Here is a 21,845-nt window from a genome sequence, read left to right on the forward strand (position 1 = left end):
CATGAGCAAGTGGTTTCGGCGTGGACTGGTCTTCGCCGCGGTGATGGTCGTGGTCCGCCTCATCCAGGGGGTGTTGATCAATGCCTTCGAAGCGCAGGCGGGTCTGATCAGCCTGGTGCTGATGATCTTGTTCGCGATCGCCGTGTTCGTCTGGGGTCGTTCCGATGGCCGCGAGGACGCCAAGGCCGAAGCCGACCCGGACCGGCGCAGCGACCTCGCGATGACCTGGCTGGGCGCCGGACTGGTGGCCGGGCTGCTCAGTGGATTCGTCTCGTGGGTTATCGGCCAGTTCCACAAGGGGCTCTACATCAGCTCGTTCTTCAACGAGCTGACCAGCTTCGCGGCCTTCACCGCACTGCTGGTGTTCGTGGTGGCGGTGGCCGGCGTGGCGCTCGGCCGTCGTGCCATCGACAAGGAGTACGAGAAGCACCCGGAGCGCCGCCCCATCCCGGCCGCTGAGGCCCAGAGCCAGCCGACCGACGTGTTCGCCACCGTCGGGGCTCCGGTTGTCGCTGCCGAGGAGACCGACGCCGTATCGGCCGAGACCGCGCCCGAGGCGACGTTGGCCGGCCCCGCATCGGGCTTCACCACCGAGGAGTTCCCGGCCGACGCCGATGCCGAGGCCACCACCGAGTTCCCGGTGATCAAGGACGACGGCGCCGCCGCGGCTCAGTCCGACGACTCGGCGGCCGACGACTCCGCCAAGTAGCGCAACGCCAGCAGATAACCGCGCACGCCGAGGCCGACGATCACCCCGTCGGCAACCGGGCTCAGGTAAGAGTGCCGCCGAAAGTCCTCGCGCGCATGCACATTGGAGATGTGCAGTTCGATGAGCGGGGCGCGCAGCTCGGCACAGGCGTCGCGCAGCGCCACCGAGGTGTGCGTCAGTCCGCCGGCATTGAGAATCACCGGTTCGGCGGCGTCGGCCGCGGCGTGAATCCAGTCCAGCAGCTCGGCTTCGCTGTCGCTCTGGCGCACCACGACCTCGACCCCGAGCTCGGCCGCTTCCCGTTCGATCAGCGCCTGCAGGTCCGCATAGCTGGTGCTGCCGTAGACCTCCGGCTCACGCCGGCCCAGCCGCTGCAGGTTGGGTCCGTTGATGACGTTGACCCTGCTCATCGTCGCTCCAATCGGAAGCGCCGCCCCACCTCGTCGTAGGCGGCGGCCAGCAGCATCGGGTCGGGACCTTCCAGCCGGCCAGGCTTGGCCAGTCCGTCGAGTACCACGAACCGGAGCACACCGGCTCGAGTCTTCTTGTCCCCCATCATGTATTCCAGCAGCGCCGGCAGCGCGTCCTCGTAGTAGCTGACCGGCAGTCCCAGCGACAACAGGATCGAACGATGCCGATCGGCGGTCGCGTCATCCAGGCGTCCGGTGATGCGGGCCAGTTCGGCGGCGAACACCAGCCCGACCGACACCGCGTCGCCGTGGCGCCATTGGTAGTGCTCCAGGGCTTCGATGGCGTGCGCCAAAGTGTGCCCGTAGTTGAGGATTTCGCGTAGGTCCGACTCTTTCTCGTCGGCTGCGACCACCTCGGCCTTGACGGTGATCGCCCGCCGGATCAGCTCGCCGAGCACCTCGCCCGCCGGATCCATCGCCGCGGCGGGATCGGCCTCGATCAGGTCCAGGATCACCGGGTCGGCGATGAAGCCGGCCTTGACGATCTCCGGCATGCCCGCGACGATCTCGCGCTTCGGCAACGTCGCCAGCGTGGCCAGGTCGACGACCACAGCGGCGGGCTGGTGAAAAGCCCCGACCAGGTTCTTGCCCGCTTCGGTGTTGATGCCGGTCTTCCCGCCGACCGCGGCGTCCACCATCGCCAGCAGCGTGGTGGGCACGTGCACGATCGAAATGCCGCGCAACCAGGTCGCCGCGGCGAATCCCGCGACATCGGTCGCCGCGCCGCCGCCCAGACTGACCAGTGCGTCGCGGCGGTCCAGGCCGATGCGCCCCAGCACGTCCCAGATGAATCCGAGCACCTGCAGGGACTTACCGTCCTCGGCGTCGGGAATCTCGATGCGGTGCGCCTCGATCCCCTTGTCGGCGAGGTAGGTTCGGATGCCCTCCGCGGTCGCCTCCAGCGTCGGCTGGTGCAGGATCGCGACTTTGTTTCGCCCGGCGAGCAGCCCGGCGAGATCACCGAGCAGGCCTTTGCCGATCACCACCGGGTACGGCGGGTCGGTCGCCACCGTCACGGTGATGGGCTCGGGTATGTCGGTCACTTGCGTCCTCCGGTCTGTCGGGCGGCCAGGGTGGCGGGCGTGGGCGGCGCCCCGGCGGGTGCCGGCGGCGGCGGGGTCGTTCGGCCGGTGGTCGCGCCGGCCTCCAGCCGAGACACGATATAGCGCACCACTGCCCCCGGGTTGCGCCGGTTGGTGTTGACCCGGATCGTCGCGAGCCGCCGGTACAGCGGCACCCGCTGCGACATCAGTTCGCGGTACTTCTCCGCCCGGGCGGGACCGGCGAGCAGCGGCCGGGCCGTGCTGCCCCCGGTGCGCCGGATGCCTTCGGCGGCGCTGATCTCCAGGAAGACCACCGGATGTCCGGCCAATGCGTCACGCACTCCGGGTGTGGTCACGGCTCCCCCGCCGAGTGACAACACGCCGGGGTGCTCGGCCAGCGCCTCCCGAATCACCTCTTCTTCGATACGGCGGAACTCCGGCTCGCCGTCGGTGGCGAAGATATCGGCGATGATCCGCCCGGTGCGGGCTTCGATGGCGGCATCGGTGTCGAGGAACTCCACATCGAGGGCCTTGGCCAGGCGCCGTCCGATGGTGGACTTGCCCGCCCCGGGCAACCCCACCAGAACCGCTCTGGGCGTCACCGCCGCCGCCGATGCAGAACGGAGTGATCAGAAGAGGGCGGCGTGTGCACGGCGCCTACCCCGATGCCAAATCCTGGTCGGCGACCGGCACCCGCTCGGCCACCGAACGGCGATAGCCCTCGATGTTGCGGCGGGTTTCGGCCAGCGAGTCGCCGCCGAACTTGGCCAATGCGGCACGTGCCACCACCAACGCCACCATGGCTTCGGCCACCACACCGGCGGCCGGTACCGCGCACACGTCCGAGCGCTGGTGGATTGCGACGGCTTCCTCGCCGGTGGCCATGTCCACGGTGGCCAGGGCCCGCGGCACCGTGGAGATCGGCTTCATCGCCGCACGCACCCGCAACGGCAGGCCGTTGGTCATTCCGCCCTCGAGGCCGCCGGCCCGGTTGGTGGAGCGCATCACGCCGTCCGGACCGGGGTACATCTCGTCGTGCGCTGCGGTGCCCCGGCGGCGAGCGGTGGTGAAGCCGTCGCCGATCTCGACGCCCTTGATCGCCTGGATCCCCATGATCGCCGCGGCCAGTTGGCTGTCGAGGCGGTCATCGCCGCTGGTGAAGGAGCCCAGTCCGATCGGCAGGCCGGACACCACCACCTCGACCACGCCGCCCAGGGTGTCGCCGTCGGCCTTGGCCGCCTCGATCTCGGCGATCATGGACGCTTCGGCCTGCCCGCAGAACGCGCGCACCGGGCTGGCGTCGATGGCGGCCAAGTCCGCCGGTTGCGGCACCGGACCGTCGTAGGGTTCGGACGCGCCGATCGAGATCACGTGGGAGATCACCTGCACCCCCAGAGCCTGGTCCAAAAACGCCCGGGCAATGGTGGCGGCGGTGACGCGTGCGGCGGTCTCGCGGGCGCTGGCACGTTCGAGCACCGGGCGGGCGTCGTCGAAGCCGTACTTGAGCATGCCCGCGAAGTCCGCGTGGCCGGGCCGGGGCCGGGTGAGCGGCGCATTGCGAGCACCGCCCTCGCCGGCCAGCACGGCCGGGTCCACCGGATCGGTGGACATCACCGTCTCCCACTTGGGCCATTCGGTGTTGCCGATCTCCACGGCGATCGGACCGCCCAGCGTGACCCCGTGACGCACCCCGGACAGCACGGTGACCGTATCGGCCTCGAACTTCATCCGCGCCCCGCGGCCATAGCCCAGCCGACGGCGGGCGAGCTGCCCGGCGATGTCGGCCGAGGTGACGGTCACCCCGGCGACCATGCCCTCGACCATGGCGACCAGCGCGCGACCGTGTGATTCCCCGGCAGTTATCCAACGCAACACGTGTCTCATCTTCCCATGCCGGTCAGGCCCACCCGGGCTTGGAGGAGTTTACGGTTGCGGACAGGCACTCCCGGGGCCACACGAACCGGCAGGAGGCCCGGTTTGCACGCGCAGGGCGGCTCAGGAACCGTTTTTAAGGATCAGGTAGGTGACGGCATCCGGGCCGTTGCTCGGCGAGGTCACCGCTTTGAGCTGGCTGCCGGCATTGCCGACCACCCCATCGAGGATCTGGTCGAAATCCTCAGCGGTTGCCTCGGGATCGATCAGCACCAGCGGAGAATCGCCGGGCGACACGGCGGTATTCGGATCCAGCAGATAGCCGCCGAACGCATCCGCGTTGGCCGACGAGGTCTGCGCAAACAGGTCCAACCACTGCACGGTTGCGTCGGTTCCCTCGGCGCTGGACAGCTGAACCGCCGGCACCTGCACGTCAGGCAGGGACGGCGAAGCCATGTTGCTGGCCAGAACGGTGCCGCCGACGACCGCACCAGCAGCGGCCACACCCCCAATTACAGCTCGCTTCACGGTCACCCCCTCTTGGCTACACCCGGTAAACAGCAGGTCAGTACTGTTGATATTAGCTAAAAATGGGCTGAGCGGCAAACATATCCTGGCAAGATCACATTCGCCGTTAATTTGCTTTCCCTCAGTTCAGCACCCGGATGTACCCCGCGATCAGTGAGCGTTCAGCGCATTCCCAGGCCGGTTGCCACCGCGCTTGCCAGGCACATCGAGGGCCCGTGCGCGACGGTCCGGCCGCCGCGCGCCAGCGCCGTGTACAGCCCGCACAGCCCGGTCAGCAGCGGCGCCGACACCGCGGCCAGCAGCCATACGTCGGCCCCGAAGGAGCCGGTGAGCGCCCCCAGCCCAACCGCCAGCTTCACGTCGCCGGCCCCCAATCCGTCCGGCGCGACCAGGTGCACCACCAGATACACCCCGGTCAGCGCTGCCGCACCGGCCAGCGCGGCCGGCCCCCGCCCGGCCGCGAACGCCACCGCGGGCACCGCCACGGCGGCGGGCAGCGTCAACCAGTTCGGCAGGCGGCGTTGCCGGAGGTCATAGCCGCTCAACAGCGTCAGCCATGCCACGACCAGGCCCGCCACCATGGCGTCATGCTCAGGCCGGCTCAGCGATCGCGCAAGTCATCTCCGCGCGGGGCGCAGGCCGGCCGGTGAACAACTCGACCTGGGTGAACGCCTGGTGCAGCAGCATCTGCAGGCCGCTGATCACGGTTCCCCCGGCGGCGCTGACGGCAGCCGCCAGCGGCGTGGGCCACGGGTCGTAGATCGCGTCCAGCAGCACCGGCACCCCGGCCAGCACCGGCGCGTACCGCGCGGCGACGTCGGCCGGCAGCGTGCTGACCATCACCGCGGCCGCACCGGCCGCCTGGGCCAGGGCCGGGTCGTCGAGGGCACAGAAACGAGCCGACACGCCCATCTCGGTCGCCAGGGCAACCAGCCGAGCAGCCTTGTCGGGGTTGCGGGCGGCCACCGTGATGTGGCCGACTCCCAGTTCGGCCAGGCCCACCACTGCGGCCGGGGCGGTGCCGCCCGACCCCAGCACGACGGCCTCCCCGGACACCGGCCCGGCCGTCCTCAGCGCCCCGGCCACCCCGTCGACGTCGGTGTTGTCGGCCAACCACCCGGTCGCGGTGCGTACCAGCGTGTTCGCCGAACCGATGCGCTCGGCGCGCCGGGTCCGCTCGTCGGCCACCGCCAGGGCCGCGAACTTGCCCGGCATGGTGACCGAGAGTCCGACCCATTCCGGCCCGAGGCCGGCGACCAGTGCCGGCAGTTCCTGCGCGCCGCACTCGATGCGCTCGTAGGTCCAGTCCTGCAGGCCCAGGGCCCGGTAGGCCGCCAGGTGCAGCTGGGGCGAGCGGGAGTGGGCGATCGGCGAGCCCAGTACCGCGGCCCGGCGCGGTCCGGGCTCAGCGGGAACTGTCGAGGACACCGTTGTCCAGCGCCATCTCGATATTGTTCAGGTGCTGCTGATAGTTGTGGGTGAACAATGTGGTGCCGTCCTTGTCGATCGTCACGAAGTACAGCCAGTCTCCGGGTTCCGGATGCTCGGCGGCGTTGAGGGCGTCTCTGCCCGGCGAGCAGATCGGCGTGGCCGGCAGTCCCTCGGAGGCATAGGTGTTCCAGGGCGTCACCTTGGCGCGGTCGGCATCGGTGGTGGCCACCTCCTGGCGGTCCAACGGATAGTTGACCGTCGAGTCGAATTCCAGCCGCTGCGGCACCGCCAGCCGGTTGTCGATGACCCGGGCCACCTTGGCGAAGTCGTGCGGAAGCGCCTCCCGCTGCACCAGCGAGGCCACCACCAGCATTTCGTAGGGGGTCATGCCCAGCTGCTCGGCGATGGCGGGCAGGCCGGAGCGGTCCAGCTCGGCGCTGCTCTGGCTGATCAGCTTCGCCAGCACGGTCGACGCCGTCGCGGTGGGATCCACGTTCCAGGTGCCGGCGGTGATCAACCCCTCGATGCGGCGGTGGTCGTGCCCGAGCCTGGTGACCGGCCCCAGCGCCCAGCCCGGGACCGACAGGGCCTCGGGAGTCTCGTGCTCGGCGGCGCGCCGCAGCTCTTGAACCGTCAGGCAGTGCCGCTCGCCGTTGAGCTCCAGACAGCTGGCCTCGGCGATCAGCGTGAACAATCCAGCGGTCACCCGCTCGGTCTTCATGTCGGTGGTGTCGTCGAGCTGGCGCCCTTCGGGAATTACCAGCTTGCCTACCCGGTTCGCCGGGTCGGTGAGCTGCCGTACCGCGCTGGCGGCCGGGATCTCGGTCCGCAGCCGGTAGAACCCGGGTTGGATCGCCGCAATGGCGGAGTTGCCCTGCGCAGCACTGAGGAAGGTCGCGACGTCGGCGATCACCCCGGCATTGCGCAGCGTCTCGCCGACCGCGGTCGTGTAGTCGCCCTCGCGGACCTCGATCAGCACCTGAGGGCCGCCATCGCCGGTGAAGTCGACCACCGGACCGCGCGCGTGCCACAGCTTGGAGCCCACGAACACCGCGGCGATCAGCACCAGGGCAACCGCCCCGATGCCAAGACCGCGGACCAGGCGGCGCTGCCGGTTGCGCTGGCGCCGCGACCGACTGTCGCGGGCCCGCTCGGTCCGGCTCATCCGGCGCCGCGGCGGCCCGACCGCTGCCGGCTTGATTCGCTTCCCCGCCTTGGCGTCAGACATCGTCGTCCTCCGTCGGCATGGCCGAGCCGGTCAGAGCCCGGCGCTGGTCGAGCCAGCTCTGCAGGATCGTCACCGCGGCCGCTTGGTCGATCACCGACCGCTGCCGTTTGGAGCGCACACCGGCCGCGTGCAAGTCACGCGCCGCGCTGACGGTGCTCAGGCGCTCGTCGGCCAGCCGCACCGGGGCGCGCCGGCCGCGTTGCGCCAGCACCCGGGCCAGGCTGTCGGCCACGGCGAGGGCGTCCTGCGCGGCCGACCCGGTCCGGTCCGCCAGGGTCCGGGGCAGGCCCACCACCACTTCGACCACGTCGTATTCGTCGGCCAGGTCGGCCAGCCGGCGCAGGTGCGATCCGGACGAGTGCCGCCGAACGGTCTCCACCGGGGTCGCCAGCAGGCCGTCGGGGTCGCAGCAGGCCACCCCGATACGCACGCTGCCCACATCCACCCCGAGCCGCCGGCCGCGGCCGGGATCGTCCGGCCCGCCGGGCCGGTCCGGGCTTCGATGGTGGGGTGAGGTCACGCCGGCGCGCTCCGGGCGACCGCCGCACGGAGCGCCGCCAACGCGGCATCGATTCCGCCGGGGTCCTTGCCGGAGCCCTGCGCCAAGTCGGCCTTGCCGCCGCCGCGGCCCGAGACCGCCGCCGCCACATCCTTGACCAGATCGTCTGCGCGCAGCCCGAGTTCCTGCGCGGCGGCGTTGGCGGCCACGACGTAGGGCACGCTGTCTTCGCCGTCGGCGATCAGTGCCACCACAGCGGGCTCCTGCCCCAGCTTGCCGCGAATATCGCCGACCAGCGACCGCAGGTCGCCGGCACCGATACCCGCGGGCATCCGCTGCGCCACGAGACGGACGTCACCGACCTTCTCGGCGCCGGCCGCGGCCGTCGAGGCCGCCGCCCGCGCATTGGCCAGCCGGACGCGGTCCAGTTCCTTCTCGGCCGCGCGCAGCCGTTCCACCAACGTCGCCACCCGCGCGGGCACTTCCTCGGAGGGCACCTTGAGCGAGGAGGCCAGGCCGGCCATCAGCGCACGCTCCTTGGCCAGATGCCGGAAAGAGTCCAGCCCCACGTAGGCCTCGACGCGGCGCACCCCGGAGCCGACCGAGGATTCGCCCAGGATGGTCACCGGGCCGATCTGCGCCGAGCTGCCCACATGCGTCCCGCCGCACAGCTCCAGGGAGAAGGGGCCGCCGATCTCGACGACCCGCACCTTCTCCGGGTAGCGCTCGCCGAACATCGCCATGGCCCCCATGGCTTTGGCCTTCTCGAGATCTTCGGTGAAGGTGTGGACCGCGAAGTCAGCCTGTACGGCCTCGTTGGTGACCTCCTCGACCTGGCGGCGCTGCTCATCGGAGAGCGCCCCCTGCCAGTTGAAGTCGAACCGCAGATAGCCCGGCCGGTTCAGCGAGCCGGCCTGAACGGCGTTGGGCCCCAGCACTTGCCGCAACGCGGCGTGCACCATGTGGGTGCCCGAGTGGCCTTGGGTGGCACCCTTGCGCCAGGTGGGGTCGACGGCTGCGGTGACCGTGTCACCCTCGACGAACTCGCCGGACTCGACGTTGACCCGGTGCACGAACAGCGTCTGAGCGATCTTCTGCACGTCGGTCACCATGGCCTTGGACGGCCCGGAGGTGATGGTGCCCACGTCGGCGATCTGCCCACCTGCTTCGGCGTAGAGCGGGGTGCGGTCGAGCACCAGCTCGACGCGATCGGGGTGCCCCCCGACGCCGGCCGTGTCGTGGGACACCACGGGCACCCGCTTGCCGTCGACGAAGATGCCCAGAATGCGGGCGTCAGTGGTGAGCGTGTCGAACCCGGTGAACTCGGTGGGTCCGGCGTCGATCAGCTCCCGGTAGGCGGTCAAGTCGGCGTGCGCGTGCTTGCGGGCGGCGGCGTCGGCCTTGGCGCGCCGGCGCTGCTCGGCCATCAGGGCGCGGAAACCGGACTCGTCGACCTGCAGTCCGGCCTCCGAGGCCATCTCCAAGGTGAGCTCGATCGGAAAACCGTAGGTGTCGTGCAGGGTGAAGGCGTCGCTGCCGGACAGCACCGTGACCCCGGCGGACTTGGTCGCCGCCGCTGCCTCGTCGAACAGCTTGGATCCCGACGCCAGGGTCCGGTTGAACGCGGTCTCCTCGGCCACGGCGATCCGGCTGATCCGGTCGAAGTCGGTGACCAATTCCGGATATGAGGGCCCCATGGCGTCGCGCACGGTGGCCATCAGGTCGCCGACTATCGGTCCCTCGATACCCAGCAGCTTGGCCGAGCGGATCACCCGGCGCAGCAGCCGGCGCAGCACATAGCCACGGCCGTCGTTGCCCGGGCTCACCCCGTCGCCGATCAGGATCGCCGCGGTGCGGGAGTGATCGGCGATGATCCGATAGCGCACGTCGTCGGCGTCGTTGCCGGTGTTATAGCCGCGCGGCGCCCGGGTCGCGACCAGGTCGATGACCGGGCGGACCAGATCGGTCTCGTAAACGTTGTGCACGCCCTGGAGCAGGAAGGCGACCCGTTCGATCCCCATCCCGGTGTCGATGTTCTGGCGCGGCAGCGGTCCGAGGATCTCGAAGTCTTCCTTGGAGGTGCCCTCGCCCCGCTCGTTCTGCATGAAGACGAGATTCCAGATCTCGATGTAGCGGTCCTCGTTGGCCACCGGGCCGCCGTCGACACCGAACTCCGGGCCGCGGTCGTAGTAGATCTCCGACGACGGTCCGCAGGGTCCCGGGATACCCATCGACCAGTAGTTGTCGGCCATGCCCCGGCGCTGGATCCGCTCGAGCGGCAGTCCCGCGATCTCCTGCCACAACGCGATGGCCTCGTCGTCGTCGAGATAGACCGTGGCCCACAGCCGTTCCGGGTCCAGCCCGTATCCGCCGTCGTCGAGGCTGTTGGTCAGCAACGTCCAGGCCAGCTCGATGGCGCCGCGCTTGAAGTAGTCGCCGAACGAGAAGTTGCCGGCCATCTGGAAGAAGGTGTTGTGCCGGGTGGTGATGCCCACCTCGTCGATGTCCGGGGTCCGGATGCACTTTTGGATGCTGGTGGCAGTGGCATACGGAGGGGTCTGTTGGCCCAGGAAATAGGGCACGAACTGCACCATGCCCGCATTGATGAACAACAGGTTGGGGTCATCAAGGATGACCGAAGCGCTCGGCACTTCGGTGTGGCCCGCTTTCACGAAGTGATCGAGGAAGCGCTTCCTGATCTCGTGTGTCTGCACTTTACTTTCGCTTCCCGCCGTCTCGCCCGTTTCGACGGCACTACAGTACCGGTCTGCCGATCGTCGCCTCGGCAGGCAAGGATCCTCAGGTGGCGTCGGCACCGACAAAGCTCAGTCGCACGCTGCGGCGAGGGTTGTCGCGGTTGAGGTCGACCAGGACCACCGACTGCCAGATTCCCAGAAGTGGCTCGCCGTTCGCCACCGGAACGGTGATCGACGGCGCCACGATCGCCGGCAGCACATGATCGGCCCCGTGTCCCGGCGACCCGTGCGCGTGGCGATAGCGCTCGTCGCGCGGCAGGAGTCGCTCGAGCGTGTCGACCAGGTCGGAGTCGGACCCGGCGCCCGTCTCGATGATCGCCACTCCCGCCGTCGCGTGCGGCACAAAGACGTTGCACAGCCCGTCGCCGTGGCCGGCGCAGAACGCGCGCACCTGCGCGGTCAGGTCGACGGTTTGGCGCCGGGAGGTGTCGACATCGAGCACTTCGGTGTTCACGCCGTCCAGAGTAGGAGCTCGCCTTCGTACCGCGAGCAGACACAGAGTCGCACGATTTACCCGGTGATCACGCGATTCTGCGTCTGCTCGGCTGGGTCAGTGCCCCCAGTGATCAGGGCGACCCGCGCCAGGGTGTTCTGCGCCATCTTCAGGTGCGCGGCGTCGACCAGCACGCCGTCGACCCCCACTGCGCCCAGCCCCTTCGCCTCGCCCTCGCGGTAGGCGGCCATGTTGCGTTCAGCCAGTGCGATCTCCTGGGCGGTCGGCGAGAACACCGTGTTCGCGACCGGAATCTGGGTGGGATGGATCGCCCACTTGCCGGTGAAGCCATACAGCGACGACCGGCGGGCTTCGGACTCGTAGCCGTCCAGGTTTGCGTAGTCGGGGTAGGGCGAGTCGATGGCTTCGATGCCGGCAATGCGGGCTGCTACCAGAACCTTGTTGCGGGCGTAGTGCCAGAAGTCGCCCGGGTAGTCCCAGATCGGCACGAAGTTGGTGTCCACCCGCGCACCCTGGGACAGCGAGAAGTCGCCGACCCCGAAGATCAGCGCGTCGATCCGCGGGCTGGCCTTGGCGATCTCCTCGGCGTTGGCCAGCCCCTCGACCTCCTCGATGAGTACCTCGAGGCGGATCTGGCGTTCCAGACCGAGTTTGGCCTCCAGCTGGGTGAGCAGCAGGTCGACCCACCAGACATCACGGGCCGTGCAGGCCTTGGGGACGACGATGGTGTCCAGGTTGTGGCCCGCGGCGGTGACGACCTCGATGATGTCGTCGTGGCACCACTGGGTGTCCAGACCGTTGATCCGGATGGCGCGCGCGGTGCGCCCCCAGTCCAATTCGTTCAGCGCGGTGATCACCTTGGCGCGGGCACCGACTTTCTCGGCGGGCGCGGTCGCATCCTCCAGGTCGAGGAAGACAAGGTCGGCCTGTGAAACAGCCGCCTTGGCGAACATGTTGTCGTTGGCAGCGGGTACGGCCAACTCGGAACGGCGCAACAGCATGGGCGATCTCCTTACTCACAACACGCCGCGGGCATGTAGGTCGTCGATGTCGGATGTGGTGAGGTCGAGCAGTTCGCGATAGACCCCGGTGTTGTGCTCCCCCAGGCGCGGGCCGAGGTGTTCCACTCGCCCGGTCGCGTCGGAGAAGCGCGGCACCGGGGCCTGGACCGTCATGGCGCCGAGTTCGTCGTCCTCGACTTGGACAAAGACTTCGCGGTGCGCCAGCTGCTCGTCGGCGATCAGGTCCGTGATGTCGTACACCGCCGCGGCCGCGACCTGTTCGGCGTCGAACACCGCCATGGCGTCGTCCAGGGTTTTGGTCGCCACCCAGTCGGCGACCACTTGGTCGACTTCTCGAGCACGGGCCAGCCGGCGCTGCGGGTCGCTGAAATCGGCGTCGTCGACCAGATCGGCGCGCCCGATCGCCCGAAACACCCGTAGCGCCAACGCCGGTGAACTGCCCGACATGGCCAGCCAGCGGCCGTCTGCGGTGCGGTAGGTGTTGCGCGGCGCCGAGATGTCCCAGCGGTTGCCGGCGCGGGTCGGCACCAGCCCGAGTTGGTCGTAGCCCAGCAGGGTCTGCTCCAGCAGGCGGGCCAGCGGGTCGATGAGGTTGACGTCGATCAGCTGACCCGAAGCACCGTGCACGTCGCGGTGGTACAGCGCCATCATCACCGCGTAGGCGGCGTTCAGCGACGCGACGCCATCGGCCAGCATGAACGGTGGCAGAGTGGGTGGGCCGTCGGTCTCACCGGTGATGTTGGCGAACCCGCTCATGGCCTCACCGAGGGTGCCGAAGCCCGGCCTGTCACTCTTTGGACCGGAGAGCCCGAAGCCGGTGATGTGCAGCATCACGATTCGGTCATTGACCGCGCGCAACGCCTCGTAGTTCAAGCCCCACCCGCGCAGGGTCCGCGGACGGGTGTTGGCGATCACCACATCGGCGTGGGCCACCAGCTTGCGCACCAGTTCCTGGCCTTCGGGCAGCCGCAGGTTGCAGGTGATCGAACGCTTGTTGCGCGACACCGACTTCCACATCAGCCCGACGCCGTCGCGCTGGTTGCCCCAGCTGCGGATCGGATCCCCGGAACCGGGTTGCTCGACCTTGATGACGTCGGCACCGAACTCGCCGAGGTAGGTGGCCACCAGCGGCGCCGCTGCCAATGTGGCCAGATCGAGCACCCGGATGCCGGCAAGCATCGAGCCCGTCATGCCGGGACGGCGGCCGCGACGGGCCGGGGCAGGCCCAGATGCTCACGCAGGGTGTTGCCTTCGTAGTGGGTGCGGAACAGTCCGCGACGCTGCAGCTCGGGGACCACCATCCGGACCAGGTCCTCATAGGATCCCGGCGAATGCGTGGCGGCCAAGACGAAGCCGTCGCAGGCGCCGCCGTGGAACCACTCCTGCATCTGGTCGGCGACCTGGGATCCGGTGCCGACGAAGCGCGGTCCCTGCAGCAGCGTGGCCCGGTGCCCGGCCAGGTCGCGCAGCGTGACGGTGTCACCGCCAATGTGGGTGCGCAGGTTCTGCACCAGTCCGCGGATTCCCGACACCGAGGCGATCAACTCGTCGGTGATCGGATCGTCGAGGTTGTGCTGCGCGAAGTCATAGTTCATCAGCTCGGACAGCAGCGTGAGCGACGCCATCGGGTGCACCAGGCCGTTGAGCAGGCTCTGTTCGCGGTCTTTGGCCTGGGCCTCGGTCTCGCCGACGACCGCGTAGGCCATCGGGCAGAGCTTCACCGTGGCGGGATCACGACCGGAGTCACCGATGCGTTCCTTTTGGTCGGCGTAGTGACTGCGCGCCACCTCGATGCCCGGGTCTCCGGTGAAGATGAGATCCGCCCAGCGGGATGCGAAATCGCGTCCCCGCCCTGACGATCCGGCCTGCAGGATCACCGGACGGCCCTGCGGGGTACGCGGCACCGTCAGCGGGCCACGCGAGGAGAAGTACTCGCCGATGTGGTTGAGTTCGTGCACCTTGGCCGGGTCGGCGAAGATGCCGGCTCCGCGGTCCGCCACGATCGCGCCGTCTTCCCAGGTGTCCCAGAGCCCAGCGACAACGTCGAGGAACTCGTCCGCACGGTCGTAGCGTTCGTCGTGGCTGAGATGGCTTTCCAGACCGTAGTTGTGGGCCTCGCTGTCATTGACCGAGGTCACCACGTTCCACGCTGCCCGGCCACCCGACAGGTGGTCGAGGCTGGCGAAGGTGCGGGCCACGTGGAACGGCGGGTAATAGGTGGTGGAGTACGTGGCACCCAGGCCGATCTTCGAGGTCGCCTGGGCGAGAACGCCGAGCACGACGGATAGATCCAGCTTCACCGGCCGCGCTCCGTAGCGAACCGCTTCGGCGACCGAACCGCCGTAGATGCCCGGCATCGCCAGTCTGTCGTCGAAGAACATCAGATCGAAACAGCCCTCTTCGAGCTGCCGCCCGATCTTGGCGTAGTAGGAGGCGTCGAGGTAGCCGTGTTCGGTGGCGGGGTGGCGCCACGATCCGGCGTACACCGAGGCGTTGCCGGCTTGCATGAAGGCGACCAGCGCCATGCGGTCGGTCCGTTTCGTCATGCCCCATGCCTATCATCTGATATATCAGATATCAACTATTGGATTTCAGAGCGTGTACGATTCGCCTTGTGGCGGCCAACAATGTCGACATCGGGGGCACCGTGCGCGAGCGCGCGGCCCGCGAGCTGCGCAATCGCATCCTCACCGGCGAGCTCGCGCCCGGAACCCGCCTCGACCTCGACGCCATCACCACGGAGTTCGCCACCAGCCGCACGCCCGTGCGCGAAGCCCTGCTGGAGTTGTCCTACGAGGGCCTGGTGGAGGTCGCGCCGCGCAGCGGTGTCACGGTGATCGGGATTCGCCCCGAGGACGTGCTGGACAGTTTCACCATCCTGGGCGTGCTGACCGGCCAGGCCGCTGCCTGGGCCGCCGAGCGGATTTCCCCAGCCGACGTCGAGCGCCTGCGGACGCTGGTCGCCGAAGTCGAGGCCCTGCGCGGCTCGGACGCCATCGGCGACGCCAACTGGCAGTTCCACCAGGAGATTCATCGGGCCGCGCATTCGCCGCAGCTGCTCAACCAGATCAGGCACGCGGCGCGCGTGGTACCGACCAACTTCCTGACGGTGTTTCCCGAGCATGAGCACCATTCGCTGGAAGACCACCGCAAACTCGTCGCGGCGCTGGCCGCCGGTGACGCTGAGACATCGCGCACCATCGCCGAGCAGCATGTGCTCGACGCCGGGCGCTCGTTGGCCGATTGGCTGGGCCAGACCGGCTCAACCGGCTGACGAAAAACACGCGAGGTTCGCGCTGATCAGCGGCGGCGGATGATCGCGCGCAGCCGCGCCAGGCGCCCGCTGATCTCGCGTTCGGCTCCCCGGCCGGTGGGCTGGTAGTAGTCCACGCCCACCAGATCGTCGGGCGGATACTGCTGCGGCACCACGCCGTCGGGATGGTCGTGGGCATAGCGGTAGCCCACCGCGTTGCCCAGCGACTGAGCTCCCGTGTAGTGACCGTCACGCAGGTGCGGCGGAACCGGGCCTGCTTTACCGGACCGGATATCGGCCATCGCCGCGCCCAGCGCGGTGGTCACCGCGTTGGACTTCGGAGCGGTCGCCAGGTGCACCGTGGCGTGCGCCAAGCTCAGCTGCGCCTCGGGCATACCGATCAGCGCGACGGTCTGCGCCGCGGCGACCGCGGTCTGCAGCGCCGTCGGATCGCCCATCCCGATGTCCTCACTGGCCAGGATCATCAGCCGGCGCGCGATGAACCGCGGGTCCTCACCGGCAACCAGCATCCGGGCCAGGTAGTGCAACGCGGCGTCGACGTCGGAGCCGCGCACCGATTTGATGAACGCGCTGATGACGTCGTAGTGCTGGTCGCCGTCGCGGTCGTAGCGCACCGCGGCCTGGTCCAGCGAACCCTCGACGATCTCGGTGGTGACCCGCTCGCCGGCCTCGGCCGCCACCTCCAGCGCGGTCAAGGCGCGGCGGGCGTCGCCGGCTGCCAGCCGTACCAGCAGGTCGACGGCGTCGGGTGTCACCTCGATGCGCCCACCCAGGCCGCGGTCGTCGTCGATGGCGCGGCGCACCAGGGCGGCGATGTCGGGTGCGCCCAGCGGTCGCAGCTGCAGGATCAGCGACCGGCTCAGCAGCGGAGCGACCACCGAGAACGAGGGGTTCTCGGTGGTGGCCGCCACCAACAGCACCACGCGGTTTTCAACCGCCGCGAGCAGCGCGTCCTGCTGGGTCTTGGAGAACCGGTGCACCTCGTCGATGAACAGCACGGTCTGCTCGCCGTACTGTCGATCACGACGCCGGCGCTCAACGCCGAGAGCGCCTCGAATCGCCGGCCGGTCGCACCGGAGATCAGTGAGGCCAGCGTGGTCTTCCCAGTGCCCGGCGGCCCGTAGAGGATGACCGAGGCCGCCCCGGACCCGTCGACCAGCCGCCGCAGCGGAGAACCCGGCCCCAGCAGGTGGTCCTGCCCGACGACCTCGTCCAGCGTCGCCGGGCGCATCCGCACCGCCAGCGGCGTGCTCGGGCCGGTCGCCGCACGTTGCGGCGGTGTCCCGGCGACCCCGGCTGAACCGCCGGGCTCGTCCGGCGGTCCCAGGTTGAACAGCCCGTCGGACACGACTTCAGGCATACCACGTACCCCCGCTGCCCGCCCCACCGGCGCCGTGACTCAGCGGTGCACGATCACGCCGCGGATGTTCTTGCCGTCACGCAGGTCCTGGTAACCCTCGTTGACCTGCTCGAGGGTGTAGCGGCGGGTGATGAGCTCGTCGAGCTTGAGCTGCCCGGCGTCGTAGAGGCGCAGCAGCCGCACGATGTCGTACTGCGGGTTCGCCCCTCCGAACAGCGTGCCTTTGATCGTCTTTCCGAACAGCGCCAGCATGGTGCCCGACACCTGCACATCGAGGTCCTCCAAGCGGGCCATCGCCGCGATGACCACGGTGCCGCCCTTGCCGACGGTGTTGATCGCGGCGGTCGTCACGGCCTCACCCAGGTCGCCGACGGTGATCAGCGCCTGGTCGGCCATCTGCCCCCAGGTCAGCTCGGCGATCTTGGCCATCGCCTCATCTGCGGTGGCGAACGCATGCGTGGCACCCAATTTCAAGGCGGTCTCACGTTTGAACTCCACCGGGTCGACCGCCACCACATACTTTGCACCGGCGTGCGCGGCGCCCTGTACGGCGTTGATGCCGACCCCGCCGATGCCGTAGACCACCACGGTGTCACCGGCGCGCACCCCGCCGTCATAGTTGGCTGTCGCCCAGCCGGTAGGCACTCCGCAGCCGGCCAGCACCGCGGTTTCCAGGGGCAGCCAGTCGTCGACCTTGACCACCGAGTGCTGCGAGACCGTGGCCCGCTCCGCGAAGGTGCCCAACATGCAGAACCCGCCGTAATCGGTTCCACCCGAGTGGAACCGGAAGCTGCCGTCGGGCATACAGCCCTGCAGGATGGTGGCGCCCATGTCGCACAGGTTCTGCCGGCCGGTCGAGCAGTACCGGCAGGCCCCGCAGCTGGGGATGAAGCAGCAAACCACGTGATCGCCGGGTTTGACCTTGGTGACCCCGGGACCGACATCCTCGATGATCCCCGAGCCCTCGTGCCCGCCGACGATCGGGAACCGGGACGGCCAGTCACCGTCGGCCAGGTGCAGGTCCGAATGGCACAGTCCGGCGGCGACGAAACTTGATCAGCACCTCGCCCGGGCCGGGCCCGTCGAGGTCGAGCTCCACGATCTCGAATGGCTGGTTGGGCGCATGGGCCACGGCGGCAATTGTTTTCATGGGCACATCCAACCGGCTCGGCGAGCTCCAACGGCCCCGTTCAGCGGAATATCCACCTCTCCTGCGTCGAGGCTCGCTAACCGCCGGGTTCGATTCGGCGGTCCAGCGTCACCTCTCCTGCGTCGAGGCTCGCTAACCGCCGGGTTCGATTCGGCGGTCCAGCGTCACCTCTCCTGCGTCGAGGCTCGCTAACCGCCGGGTTGCGTCACGAAGTCGATCAGTTCCTCGACGCGGCCGATCAGCTCGGGCTCCAGATCGGTCCAGTCCCGCACCCGGCTGCGGATGCGTTGCCAGGCGGCCGCGATGTCGGCCTGCCCGCCGTGCGGCCAGCCCAGGGCGTCGCAGATGCCGTGCTTGAACTCCACGGTGCGCGGGATCTTCGGCCACGCCCGCAGCCCCAGTCGCGCCGGCTTCACCGCCTGCCAGATGTCGACGTAGGGATGCCCCACGATCAGGGTGTGGGCGCCGCCCGGCCCGCGGCGCACCGTCTCGGCGATGCGGGTCTCTTTGGATCCGGCGACCAGGTGATCGACGAGCACGCCGAGGCGGCGGCCGGGTCCGGGCCGGAATTCGGCCACGATTGCCGCCAGATCGTCGATACCGCCGAGGTACTCGACCACCACTCCCTCGACGCGCAGGTCCTCGCCCCAGACCTGTTCGACCAGTTCGGCGTCGTGGCGGCCCTCCACATAGATCCGGCTGGCCAGCGCGACCTTGGCACGCGCTCCGGGCACCGCCACCGAGCCCGACGCCGTGCGGGCCGGCGGCCGGGCAGCGGCCGGCCGGGGTTCGGTCAGGATCACCGGCTTGCCGTCGATCAGGTAACCGGGGCCGACGGGAAAACCGCGGGTACGCCCGTGCCGGTCCTCCAAGTCCATCCGTCCGTAGGCGACTCGCACGACGGCGCCGACGAAGCCGCTCTGGGCGTCTTCGACCACCATGCCGCGTTGCACCGGGACCTCGACCGAGCGGCTCTTGCGGGCGGTGTGCGGGTTGTCGGCGAGGATGTCGGATCCATAGCGGTCTGCCACCCGAGGCAGCCTAGGGGCGCACGGGCGCGCTGCGGGTGAACCGGGCGCGCGATTCAGGCGATTTTTTCCGGACGGGCCGGGGCCAGCGTTCAGCGCCTCAGTTGTCACTCTCGACACAACAGCCACTTGAGTAACAGCATTCACTCAATAACTTCTTAATTTCTAAGAGATCTCTCGCAACATACGTAACAATAACAACTCAGTTAACTAGAACATCTCTTATCACTTTTGACCCAATAAGAACAATAAACTCATTTGCATCATTAGGTAACTAAAATGTGTTTTTTTATCATTCATCGCGTTATGCTCTGAAACCTCATTGATATACACCTATCACGGAGGTTGTGATATGTACCGGAACACGGCACGGCGTGTCGTGCGGTTCGGACGCCAACGGCTGACTTGGGCCACGTCCGGGCTGATCACCGGGGGGATCATGGGCACCATGCTGTCCTCGGCGGGGGTAGCCCACGCCGACAATATGGCGATCGGCTGGGACGCGGTCGCACAATGCGAATCGGGCGGGAATTGGGCCGCCGACACCGGGAACGGCTTTTACGGCGGACTGCAGTTCAAACCGTCGACTTGGCGCGCATTCGGCGGGGTGGGGTCACCGGCCAAGGCAACCCGGGAGCAACAGATCGCCGTAGCCAACCGAGTCCTCGACGAGCAGGGCCCCCACGCCTGGCCGAAATGCGGGCCGGGCCGAGTATTTCCGTCATCGGTCAAAGGCTGGGTGCCGCCGGCCATGCGCCAGCTGCTCAAGCCGTTCTGGTGAGCGCGCCTACCGCGCCTTAGCCGCCAGCACCGCCTGGGTTTGGGTGACCCGGGCGACGAGCCCGCCGTCGTCGTCGCCGAGATCGGTCTGCACCACGATGGTGCTCCGCCCGACATGCAGCGGAACGCTGGTTGCCGTCACCGTGCCGTCCCGTACCGCGCGGAAGAAATTCGTCTTCGACTCGATGGTCGAGGTGGCGGCGCCCCGCGGCAGGTTCATGACCGCGCAGACCGCGCCAGCCGTGTCGGCGAACGCCATCAGCGCTCCCCCGTGCAGCATGCCACCGGTGGTGCAGCGCTCCGGCGCCCACGCCATGGTCGCACGCACCAGTTGCGGTGCCAGTTCGGCGAATTGGATCTGCAGGACGGCCGCGAACGGCATGTTGGCGACAACCAGTCGGGCGTACTCAGCCGAATCCATGCCTGCCAGCTTCGGCCACGGTGGGGGCGGTGTCCAGCGGGTTGCCTCAGCGCTGCTGAGGCACCGCGTCGATCCCGGCTTCCTTGCGCTGCGCCGCGGTGATGGGCGCCGGAGCGTCGGTCAGCGGATCGATTCCACCGCCGGACTTGGGGAACGCGATGACCTCGCGGATCGAGTCCACGCCGGCCAGCAACGCCACGACCCGGTCCCAGCCGAACGCCAGCCCGCCGTGTGGCGGAGCGCCGAAGCTGAAGGCGTCCAGCAGAAATCCGAACTTCTCGTTGGCCGCCGCCTCGTCGATTCCCATCACCTTGAAGACCTGCTGCTGGACATCGCGCCGATGGATACGGATAGAACCGCCACCGATCTCGTTGCCGTTGCAGACCACGTCGTAGGCGTCCGCGAGCACCGAGCCGGGGTCGGTCTCGATGCGATCGGCGTGTTCCGGCTTGGGCGAGGTGAAGGCGTGGTGCACCGCGGTCCAGGCTCCGGAGCCGACCGCCACGTCACCGGCGGCGGTGGCGTCGTCGGCCGGCTCGAACAGTGGCGGGTCCACCACCCACGTGAACGCCCAGGCGTTCGGGTCGATCAGGTCCAGACGCCGGGCGATCTCGCCTCGAGCCGCCCCCAGCAGTGCCCGGGACGGCTTGGCCGGCCCGGCTGAGAAGAAGATGCAGTCCCCCGGCGCGGCACCGACGTGCCCGGCCAGTCCGGCCCGTTCGGCATCGGTGAGGTTCTTGGCCACCGGACCGGACAGCTCCCCGTCCTCGCCGACCAGCACGTATGCCAGCCCCTTGTGACCGCGCTGCTTGGCCCACTCCTGCCAGCCGTCCAACGTTCGGCGCGGCTGCGATGCCCCGCCCGGCATGACCACCGCCCCCACGTAGGGAGCCTGGAACACTCGAAAAGTGGTGTCGGAGAAGAACTCTGTGCACTCCACCAGTTCCAGTCCGAAACGCAGATCGGGCTTGTCGGACCCGAACCGGCGCATCGCCTCGGCATAGGTGATGCGGGGCAACGGCAGCGGCAGATCGTAGCCGATCAGGGCCCACAGCGCCTTGAGCACCTGCTCGGCGACGGCGATCACATCCTCGGCGTCGACGAAGCTCATCTCCAGGTCCAGCTGGGTGAACTCCGGCTGGCGGTCGGCCCGAAAATCCTCGTCGCGGTAGCAACGGGCGATCTGGTAGTAGCGCTCCATGCCGGCCACCATCAGCAGCTGCTTGAACAGCTGCGGACTCTGCGGCAACGCATAGAACGAGCCGGGCTGCAGCCGCGCCGGGACCAGGAAGTCGCGGGCGCCCTCGGGCGTGGAACGCGTCAGCGTGGGAGTTTCGATCTCGACGAAGTCGTGCTCAGCCAAAACCGCCCGGGCCGCCGCGTTGGCCCGGGAACGAAGCCGCAGCGCGGCGCCGGGACCGTCTTCGCGACGCAGGTCCAGGTAACGGTGCTTGAGCCGGGCCTCCTCACCGGCCGACTCATCGAGCTGAAACGGCAGTGGCGCGGCCTCGTTGAGCACAGTCAGCGCAGTGGCGTTCAGTTCGATGGCCCCGGTGGGCAAGTCCGGATTCTCATTGCCCTCGGGCCGGACCTCGACAACACCGGTCACCGCCACACAGAACTCGGCCCGCAGCCGGTGCGCCTGCTCAAGCACAGCGGGGTCACGGAACACCACCTGTGCGACTCCCGAAGCGTCACGCAGGTCGATGAAGATGACCCCGCCGTGGTCGCGCCGGCGCGCCACCCAACCGGCAAGCGTGACGCTGCGCCCGGCGTCGGTGGCCCGCAGTGAGCCGGCGTCGTGGCTGCGCAGCACGAAT

20 protein-coding genes and 2 pseudogenes are annotated in these 21,845 nt (G+C 68.8%); 3 read left to right on the plus strand and 19 right to left on the minus strand.

Annotation, left to right across the window (positions count from 1 at the left end):
- Position 1: 1 nt before the first annotated feature.
- Positions 2-709 (plus strand): B-4DMT family transporter, encoded by a 708-nt coding sequence (locus G6N14_RS20650; protein WP_109559717.1) that lies wholly within the window; start codon positions 2-4, stop codon positions 707-709.
- Here G6N14_RS20650 and aroQ read toward each other — a convergent pair.
- The 14 genes from aroQ to G6N14_RS08920 form a co-directional block, all read right to left on the minus strand.
- Complete coding sequence (gene aroQ, locus G6N14_RS08855; protein WP_085134543.1) at positions 670-1,119, minus strand: type II 3-dehydroquinate dehydratase; 450 nt, start codon at positions 1,117-1,119, stop codon at positions 670-672. The genes G6N14_RS20650 and aroQ overlap by 40 nt on opposite strands.
- The gene (aroB, locus tag G6N14_RS08860) at positions 1,116-2,213 is read right to left on the minus strand and encodes a 3-dehydroquinate synthase (RefSeq protein ID WP_085134634.1); all 1,098 of its coding nucleotides are present in this window, start codon (positions 2,211-2,213) and stop codon (positions 1,116-1,118) included. Before aroB ends, aroQ begins: the two co-directional genes overlap by 4 nt.
- Before the next feature lie 5 nt (positions 2,214-2,218).
- A complete protein-coding gene (locus G6N14_RS08865) occupies positions 2,219-2,824 on the minus strand; it encodes a shikimate kinase (RefSeq protein WP_109559716.1) in 606 nt (201 codons plus the stop codon).
- A gap of 55 nt (positions 2,825-2,879) precedes the next feature.
- Positions 2,880-4,106: a chorismate synthase gene (aroC, locus tag G6N14_RS08870; RefSeq protein ID WP_179960822.1), complete on the minus strand. Its 1,227-nt coding sequence runs from the start codon at positions 4,104-4,106 to the stop codon at positions 2,880-2,882.
- Positions 4,107-4,217: 111 nt separating this feature from the next.
- Positions 4,218-4,598: a hypothetical protein gene (locus tag G6N14_RS08875; RefSeq protein WP_085134542.1), complete on the minus strand. Its 381-nt coding sequence runs from the start codon at positions 4,596-4,598 to the stop codon at positions 4,218-4,220.
- Between the two features lie 185 nt (positions 4,599-4,783).
- Positions 4,784-5,203, minus strand: coding sequence for a prepilin peptidase (locus G6N14_RS08880; RefSeq protein ID WP_085134541.1), 420 nt, complete (start codon positions 5,201-5,203; stop codon positions 4,784-4,786).
- Positions 5,204-5,213: 10 nt separating this feature from the next.
- Positions 5,214-6,050 (minus strand): shikimate dehydrogenase, encoded by an 837-nt coding sequence (locus G6N14_RS08885; RefSeq protein WP_085134540.1) that lies wholly within the window; start codon positions 6,048-6,050, stop codon positions 5,214-5,216.
- Positions 6,028-7,281: an endolytic transglycosylase MltG gene (locus G6N14_RS08890; RefSeq protein ID WP_085134539.1), complete on the minus strand. Its 1,254-nt coding sequence runs from the start codon at positions 7,279-7,281 to the stop codon at positions 6,028-6,030. The genes G6N14_RS08885 and G6N14_RS08890 overlap by 23 nt, the downstream gene beginning before the upstream one ends.
- Positions 7,274-7,801 (minus strand): Holliday junction resolvase RuvX, encoded by a 528-nt coding sequence (gene ruvX, locus G6N14_RS08895; RefSeq protein ID WP_085134538.1) that lies wholly within the window; start codon positions 7,799-7,801, stop codon positions 7,274-7,276. The genes G6N14_RS08890 and ruvX overlap by 8 nt, the downstream gene beginning before the upstream one ends.
- Positions 7,798-10,494 (minus strand): alanine--tRNA ligase, encoded by a 2,697-nt coding sequence (gene alaS / locus G6N14_RS08900; protein ID WP_085134537.1) that lies wholly within the window; start codon positions 10,492-10,494, stop codon positions 7,798-7,800. Before alaS ends, ruvX begins: the two co-directional genes overlap by 4 nt.
- 85 nt (positions 10,495-10,579) lie before the next feature.
- The gene (locus G6N14_RS08905; protein ID WP_085134536.1) at positions 10,580-10,990 is read right to left on the minus strand and encodes a secondary thiamine-phosphate synthase enzyme YjbQ; all 411 of its coding nucleotides are present in this window, start codon (positions 10,988-10,990) and stop codon (positions 10,580-10,582) included.
- Positions 10,991-11,046: 56 nt separating this feature from the next.
- Positions 11,047-11,991 (minus strand): HpcH/HpaI aldolase/citrate lyase family protein, encoded by a 945-nt coding sequence (locus G6N14_RS08910; protein WP_085134535.1) that lies wholly within the window; start codon positions 11,989-11,991, stop codon positions 11,047-11,049.
- 15 nt (positions 11,992-12,006) lie between these two features.
- Positions 12,007-13,191, minus strand: coding sequence for a CaiB/BaiF CoA transferase family protein (locus G6N14_RS08915; RefSeq protein WP_085134632.1), 1,185 nt, complete (start codon positions 13,189-13,191; stop codon positions 12,007-12,009).
- Between the two features lie 8 nt (positions 13,192-13,199).
- Positions 13,200-14,558 (minus strand): LLM class flavin-dependent oxidoreductase, encoded by a 1,359-nt coding sequence (locus G6N14_RS08920; RefSeq protein WP_085134534.1) that lies wholly within the window; start codon positions 14,556-14,558, stop codon positions 13,200-13,202.
- Positions 14,559-14,626: 68 nt separating this feature from the next.
- Here G6N14_RS08920 and G6N14_RS08925 point away from each other — a divergent pair, with 68 nt between their 5' ends.
- Positions 14,627-15,286: a GntR family transcriptional regulator gene (locus tag G6N14_RS08925; protein ID WP_085134533.1), complete on the plus strand. Its 660-nt coding sequence runs from the start codon at positions 14,627-14,629 to the stop codon at positions 15,284-15,286.
- Positions 15,287-15,312: 26 nt separating this feature from the next.
- Here the strand turns inward: G6N14_RS08925 and G6N14_RS08930 are convergent.
- The 3 genes and pseudogenes from G6N14_RS08930 to G6N14_RS08940 form a co-directional block, all read right to left on the minus strand.
- Positions 15,313-16,634: pseudogene (locus G6N14_RS08930) on the minus strand (replication-associated recombination protein A).
- Between the two features lie 51 nt (positions 16,635-16,685).
- Positions 16,686-17,796 (minus strand): annotated as a pseudogene (locus G6N14_RS08935) (NDMA-dependent alcohol dehydrogenase).
- A gap of 188 nt (positions 17,797-17,984) precedes the next feature.
- Positions 17,985-18,827: a DUF3097 domain-containing protein gene (locus G6N14_RS08940; RefSeq protein ID WP_085134532.1), complete on the minus strand. Its 843-nt coding sequence runs from the start codon at positions 18,825-18,827 to the stop codon at positions 17,985-17,987.
- Positions 18,828-19,263: 436 nt separating this feature from the next.
- On the opposite strand from G6N14_RS08940, the gene G6N14_RS20845 reads away from it, so the two are divergent.
- Positions 19,264-19,605: a transglycosylase family protein gene (locus G6N14_RS20845; RefSeq protein WP_163787304.1), complete on the plus strand. Its 342-nt coding sequence runs from the start codon at positions 19,264-19,266 to the stop codon at positions 19,603-19,605.
- A 6-nt stretch (positions 19,606-19,611) separates the two neighbouring features.
- Here the strand turns inward: G6N14_RS20845 and G6N14_RS08950 are convergent, their stop codons facing one another.
- Positions 19,612-20,025, minus strand: a complete 414-nt coding sequence (locus tag G6N14_RS08950) for a PaaI family thioesterase (RefSeq protein ID WP_085127850.1) — start codon at positions 20,023-20,025, stop codon at positions 19,612-19,614.
- A 46-nt stretch (positions 20,026-20,071) separates the two neighbouring features.
- Positions 20,072-21,841: an aspartate--tRNA ligase gene (gene aspS, locus G6N14_RS08955; protein WP_085127851.1), complete on the minus strand. Its 1,770-nt coding sequence runs from the start codon at positions 21,839-21,841 to the stop codon at positions 20,072-20,074.
- Positions 21,842-21,845: the final 4 nt, after the last annotated feature.

Source organism: Mycolicibacter hiberniae (assembly GCF_010729485.1).
GTDB classification, from domain to species: domain Bacteria; phylum Actinomycetota; class Actinomycetes; order Mycobacteriales; family Mycobacteriaceae; genus Mycobacterium; species Mycobacterium hiberniae.

Bases quoted from the DNA above. Each gene is read 5' to 3' on its own strand.
- G6N14_RS20650 (WP_109559717.1), top strand. From the start codon at position 2: ATGAGCAAGTGGTTTCGGCGTGGACTGGTCTTCGCCGCGGTGATGGTC.
- aroQ (WP_085134543.1), bottom strand. From the start codon at position 1,119: ATGAGCAGGGTCAACGTCATCAACGGACCCAACCTGCAGCGGCTGGGC.
- aroC (WP_179960822.1), bottom strand. From the start codon at position 4,106: ATGAGACACGTGTTGCGTTGGATAACTGCCGGGGAATCACACGGTCGC.
- G6N14_RS08880 (WP_085134541.1), bottom strand. From the start codon at position 5,203: ATGGTGGCGGGCCTGGTCGTGGCATGGCTGACGCTGTTGAGCGGCTAT.
- G6N14_RS08890 (WP_085134539.1), bottom strand. From the start codon at position 7,281: ATGTCTGACGCCAAGGCGGGGAAGCGAATCAAGCCGGCAGCGGTCGGG.
- G6N14_RS08910 (WP_085134535.1), bottom strand. From the start codon at position 11,991: ATGCTGTTGCGCCGTTCCGAGTTGGCCGTACCCGCTGCCAACGACAAC.
- G6N14_RS08915 (WP_085134632.1), bottom strand. From the start codon at position 13,191: ATGCTTGCCGGCATCCGGGTGCTCGATCTGGCCACATTGGCAGCGGCG.
- G6N14_RS08920 (WP_085134534.1), bottom strand. From the start codon at position 14,558: ATGACGAAACGGACCGACCGCATGGCGCTGGTCGCCTTCATGCAAGCC.
- G6N14_RS20845 (WP_163787304.1), top strand. From the start codon at position 19,264: ATGGGCACCATGCTGTCCTCGGCGGGGGTAGCCCACGCCGACAATATG.
- G6N14_RS08950 (WP_085127850.1), bottom strand. From the start codon at position 20,025: ATGGATTCGGCTGAGTACGCCCGACTGGTTGTCGCCAACATGCCGTTC.